Origin of the sequence: Psychromonas antarctica, from assembly GCF_022267535.1 — a bacterium.
In the GTDB taxonomy this organism is placed as follows: Bacteria; Pseudomonadota; Gammaproteobacteria; order Enterobacterales; family Psychromonadaceae; genus Psychromonas; species Psychromonas antarctica.
In genome coordinates this window covers 1-4,976 of sequence record NZ_JAHNZV010000154.1, presented here as the reverse complement: position 1 = coordinate 4,976, position 4,976 = coordinate 1, and the positions used below count along the sequence as shown (strand labels likewise).

The following is a 4,976-nucleotide window of genomic DNA, read 5'->3' as shown; positions in this document are numbered from 1 at the left end:
TATGTAGATGACTCAGGTTATTTTTTGTAAAAAGATTAAAACCACTACCACGCACACTTCATGCGACTGCGAAACTGCGTTTCGGTTCGCATTCATTAACAGAGGCGCTGCGCGCTACACAGAGAAATACTAATATACTAAAATATAAGATAATTATTATTTTTTATGTTTTTATCTTTTCCCATTTTCACCTGAGTTAAGTGCATAAGCATGTTATCTTAAGTTAATATCTATAGGAGCAATTTATCGTGAAAGTTCTCGTTACTGGTGGTCTAGGTTATATTGGTAGCCACACATGTGTGCAAATGTTAAAAGCGGGCATGGAACCCATTATTGTTGATAACCTTTGTAATGCTAAATTAGCCGTTTTAGATCGAATTCAAGCCCTGACAGGTATTCGTCCTCAATTTTATGAAGGAGATGTTCGCGACGAGACATTTCTAAATAAAGTATTTAGTGAGCATAACATCAATTCAGTGATCCATTTTGCAGGCTTAAAATCAGTTGGCGAGTCCGTTAGTAAGCCCCTAGAGTATTACGATAACAATGTAAACGGATCACTGGTTCTTGCTCGTGCAATGCGTACTGCTGGCGTAAAAAGTATTGTATTTAGTTCATCGGCGACAGTTTACGGTGACCCAAAAACAGTGCCTATTACTGAAGATTCCCCCGTTGGAGCAACAACAAATCCCTATGGTCGTAGTAAATATATCGTGGAAGAATGCCTAACCGATTTCTACCAATCGCAACCGGACTGGAGCATTACACTACTACGTTATTTCAACCCTGTTGGTGCACATCCATCGGGTACGATGGGTGAAGATCCTCAAGGGATCCCAAATAACTTAATGCCCTTTATTGCTCAAGTAGCCGTGGGCCGCCGTGATAAACTTTCTGTCTTTGGTAATGACTATCCAACACCTGATGGTACTGGTGTTCGCGATTACATTCATGTAATGGATTTATCTGATGGTCATATAGCCGCATTAAATGTACTCGGAGAAAAATCTGGTCTACATATCTACAACCTCGGTACGGGTAACGGAACGAGTGTCATTGAAATGGTCAATGCTTTTAGTAAGGCAAGCGCTAAACCTGTCCCTTATGAAATTTGTCCTCGCCGACCAGGTGATATTGCAGAATGCTGGGCAAGTACAGCTAAAGCAGAAAAAGATTTAGGGTGGAAAGCGACACGGACCGTAATGGAAATGACTGCAGACACTTGGAACTGGCAATCTAAAAACCCGCAAGGTTACTAATACTAAATCAAAGCGCTTTAGGATTTGGCTCGTCAGGCATATCCTAAGGACCTTTTGCTTATCTCTTAACTAAAAAGTGGTCGCTAAAACGGATAATGTGTAAACATATCTTCGATCATCTTTTCTAATGGGACATTTCCATCATGGATACTCGCATAAGTTCGCATACCAGATATTTGAATTTGGATATGCCGAGCCAGTTGCTTAGTATCTTTATTCTTATCTAATTCACCTAACGTCTGGGCATCACACAAAACCTTCTCAAATTCAGCTTCCATGGTTTTAAGCGATTGTTTCGCTTGTGCCAATAACTCTGCGTTTTCTTCCGTGAGCTCAGAGATTGTTTTTGCAAGCATACACATACCGCTTGGGGAACTACTACGTTTCTCAACCACGACTTGATAAACAAACTTTTTCAGACCTTGCAAAGGGGATCCTGCTAGTTGCCGACAATTGTTAATATTATCAATCCCGAGTTGCATATATCGTTGCAACGCTTCTTTAAATAAGCCTTCTTTACTGCCAAAGGTTGCATACACGCTGCCGGGACGCATATCAACAACCTCTTGTAAATTACGCATAGAGGTTGCATGAAAGCCTTTTTCCCAATAAAGATTAATCGCTTTATCGATGACGTCTCCTCGGTCGAACTTAGCATTCTTTGCCATGGTAGTGATCCCTTAAATAAATATCTGAACATTTGTTCAATAATATCTTGAACAATCGTTCAGGTCTAGTTATATTGTATAACGACAACGAGGTAAAACAATAAACCTCAATCAAAACAAACCCAATTAAAACAGAAATAGGATGATAAAAATGAGCAATTTTACAATTCATACGCTAGACACTTCGCCACAAGCAAGCAAAGCTTTGGTTGAACAATCAATCAAAGAAAACGGCATGCTGCCAAATCTACATGGTGTGATGGCCGAGGCGCCTGGACTACTCGAAGGTTATCAAGTGCTGCACAAACTATTTACTGAATCTTCTTTCAATGCGGATGAAATAACGGTTGTATGGCAAACTATTAACGTTGAACACGAATGTACTTACTGTGTTCCTGCTCATACAGCGATTGCAAATATGATGAAAATAGACCCCGCCATTACAGAAGCATTACGTAATAGCACTGCCTTACCCAATAAAAAGTTACAAGTGCTTCATGATACGACTTTGGCTATGACACGTGGTCGCGGTAACTTAACTTCAGATGAAATGAACACGTTCTTTGCTGCAGGTTTTACACAACGTCAAATGCTAGAAATTGTGCTAGGCATGGCACAAAAAGTAATGAGCAACTACACCAACCATCTTGCCCAAACACCAGTAGATAGCATGTTTGAAAAATTTGCTTGGAAAAAATAAACAGCCAACATGGATTCTCATTATTTGTTGGTTGACTACTTACTAAAGAAGGAACGAGATATGCTAAAGTTTTATTTTCATCAAGGCCCTAATCCAATCAAGGTATCCCTGTTTTTACAAGAAACAGGACTACCTTATGAGTTGGTGCCGGTTGATACCCTAAAAGGGGATCAGCATAGCGCCGAATATCGAGCGATTAACCCGAACGGTAAAGTCCCAGCAATTGAAGATGATGGCCTGCGTGTATTTGATTCAACTGCTATCTTACTGTATCTCTCTGAGAAAACAGGCCAGCTTGCGGGAGAACCAAAAGATCGCGCAGAAATGCTTTCATGGTTAATGTTTATTGCTTCAGGTTTAGGCCCCTATTCAGGACAGTCTGTGCACTTTAACCGTGCTGCACCGGAAAAAATTCCCTACGCAATCAACCGTTATTTACGAGAAGCACAACGTCACTATCAAGTATTAGATAAACATCTTGAAAATCGACAATATATTGTTGGGGAGCAGTTTAGTATTGCTGACATTTCTGCTTGGGGATGGATTGATAGAGCAAAAATCGTTCTGGGTGATGAGGGGTTAACACCTTACCCAAATCTACTGCGTTGGTTTGCCGCTGTCGATAGTCGTCCTACTGTCGAAAAAGCGCGTAACATTGGCAATGACATTGAGTTTAAATCAGACTTAGATGAGCTTGCACAACGCGCACTTTACCCACAAAACTTTTCTAAAGAATAGTGTTAAGAAAAAACACAAAAACCGTTAAACAGATACGGCCATTTTTATTGTTAGGAGTTAGTATGCAAAATCAATATACACCCGCTAAAGTTTGGACTGTTGACGACAAAGACGCTGGGGAATGGGCAAAAATAAACCGCCCTATTTCTGGTGCGACACATGAAAAAATATTACCTGTCGGTCAACATGGGCTTCAACTTTATTCGCTTGGTACGCCAAATGGTCAAAAAGTCACCATTATGCTCGAAGAGTTGCTTGCGGCAGGTCATCAAGATGCCGAATATGATGCACATTTGATTAATATAGGCGAAGGTGATCAGTTCTCGTCAGGATTTGTTGCTGTTAATCCTAATTCAAAAATCCCTGCTTTAGTGGATCGATCCGCTGATACCCCGATAGAAGTCTTTGAGTCTGGCTCTATTCTATTATATTTAGCTGAAAAATTCGGATTGCTATTACCTGAAGCAACCGAAAAGCGAGTCAAAGTAATGAATTGGCTGTTTTGGTTGCAAGGTGCAGCACCTTATCTTGGTGGTGGTTTTGGTCATTTTTATGCTTATGCACCAGAAAAACTTGAATATCCAATCAATCGATTTACGATGGAAACAAAACGTCAATTGGATCTACTTGATAAGCAATTAGCAGAAAATCACTATATTGCGGGAGAGACTTACAGCATTGCCGATATTGCAATCTGGCCATGGTACGGCAATCTAGTACTCGGGAATCTATACGAAGCAAAAACATTTCTGGATGTTGATAGTTACCCCCATGTTCAGCGTTGGGCAAAAAAGATACTCGAACGCCCCGCCGTGCAACGCGGTAAGATTGTTAACCGTACTTGGGGAGAGCCTTGGGAACAACTTCCAGAGCGCCACAATATGGCGGATATCACCAACGTATTATCACTCAAGCCAAAATTTTAGTGACTTCCCCGAAAAGAATAATACTTAGTGAACCGCTTGAAAGCTTACCTACTGGGTAAGCTTTCTTTGCATTTTAGCTGTTTTATTGGCCTTTAATCTCTACGCTACTAGACCATTATTACTGACAGTATGGATGGTAATAACCTTATTACCGCTACTCTGATTAGCCCACAGGTCTTAGAAAGGACCGTTTTATAAAGGTATATATAACTTATAAAAGGGTTCGCCGCTTTGGCGCGCGCGAGTGATGCTAAGAGACAACTTGCATATAACAGATAGTTAAATGAAATTGTTAAGCTGACTTAGGTTTATCACGACTCATGTATGAGCTGATTCACAAGACACTGATTATTGTATTACGCATTACTTATGCCACAACGTATTGGTTAGAGCGTTTAACTAATAGTTGCGCTAACCAATACGTTCTTTGACTCTGATAGCTAAGATAATGCTGATTTTAGCCATTAAAGAATGCCTTTATATGTTTTCTGTTAGCCATGCCTTTGATGATAAGCAACACCTCCGCATTAACAATTAATCTATAATAAATTAACAAACTGTTCACCGCGTTAACAATTCATCAGAAAAAATCAATTTCTATTTTTAATGAAAAATACAAAATAAATAATTACAACATATATATCAAAGCGTTGAGTTCTTTTAAATTGTTTGGCACGAATTAAGC

5 protein-coding genes are annotated in these 4,976 nt (G+C 39.8%); 4 read left to right on the top strand and 1 reads right to left on the bottom strand.

The window, feature by feature from the left end; genetic code table 11:
- Nucleotides 1-248: 248 nt before the first annotated feature.
- A complete protein-coding gene (galE, locus tag KSO91_RS15975) occupies nucleotides 249-1,259 on the top strand; it encodes a UDP-glucose 4-epimerase GalE (RefSeq protein WP_238744026.1) in 1,011 nt (336 codons plus the stop codon).
- 83 nt (nucleotides 1,260-1,342) lie between these two features.
- Here galE and KSO91_RS15970 read toward each other — a convergent pair whose 3' ends face one another.
- Nucleotides 1,343-1,927 carry a TetR/AcrR family transcriptional regulator gene (locus KSO91_RS15970; protein ID WP_238744025.1) on the bottom strand — a complete coding sequence of 195 codons (585 nt, stop codon included), beginning with the start codon at nucleotides 1,925-1,927 and terminating at the stop codon, nucleotides 1,343-1,345.
- 151 nt (nucleotides 1,928-2,078) lie between these two features.
- Here KSO91_RS15970 and KSO91_RS15965 point away from each other — a divergent pair, with 151 nt between their 5' ends.
- The 3 genes from KSO91_RS15965 to yghU all read left to right on the top strand — a co-directional run bounded on the left by KSO91_RS15965 (nucleotide 2,079) and on the right by yghU (nucleotide 4,291).
- Nucleotides 2,079-2,627 carry a carboxymuconolactone decarboxylase family protein gene (locus tag KSO91_RS15965; protein ID WP_238744024.1) on the top strand — a complete coding sequence of 183 codons (549 nt, stop codon included), beginning with the start codon at nucleotides 2,079-2,081 and terminating at the stop codon, nucleotides 2,625-2,627.
- Nucleotides 2,628-2,687: 60 nt separating this feature from the next.
- Nucleotides 2,688-3,365, top strand: coding sequence for a glutathione S-transferase family protein (locus KSO91_RS15960; RefSeq protein ID WP_238744023.1), 678 nt, complete (start codon nucleotides 2,688-2,690; stop codon nucleotides 3,363-3,365).
- 62 nt (nucleotides 3,366-3,427) lie between these two features.
- On the top strand, nucleotides 3,428-4,291 hold the full coding sequence (yghU, locus tag KSO91_RS15955; protein WP_238744022.1) for a glutathione-dependent disulfide-bond oxidoreductase: 864 nt from the start codon (nucleotides 3,428-3,430) through the stop codon (nucleotides 4,289-4,291).
- The last annotated feature ends 685 nt before the right edge of the window (nucleotides 4,292-4,976 follow it).

Coding starts and splice junctions, on each gene's coding strand:
- KSO91_RS15965 (WP_238744024.1), top strand. CDS start 2,079: ATGAGCAATTTTACAATTCATACGCTAGACACTTCGCCACAAGCAAGC.
- KSO91_RS15970 (WP_238744025.1), bottom strand. CDS start 1,927: ATGGCAAAGAATGCTAAGTTCGACCGAGGAGACGTCATCGATAAAGCG.
- KSO91_RS15960 (WP_238744023.1), top strand. CDS start 2,688: ATGCTAAAGTTTTATTTTCATCAAGGCCCTAATCCAATCAAGGTATCC.
- yghU (WP_238744022.1), top strand. CDS start 3,428: ATGCAAAATCAATATACACCCGCTAAAGTTTGGACTGTTGACGACAAA.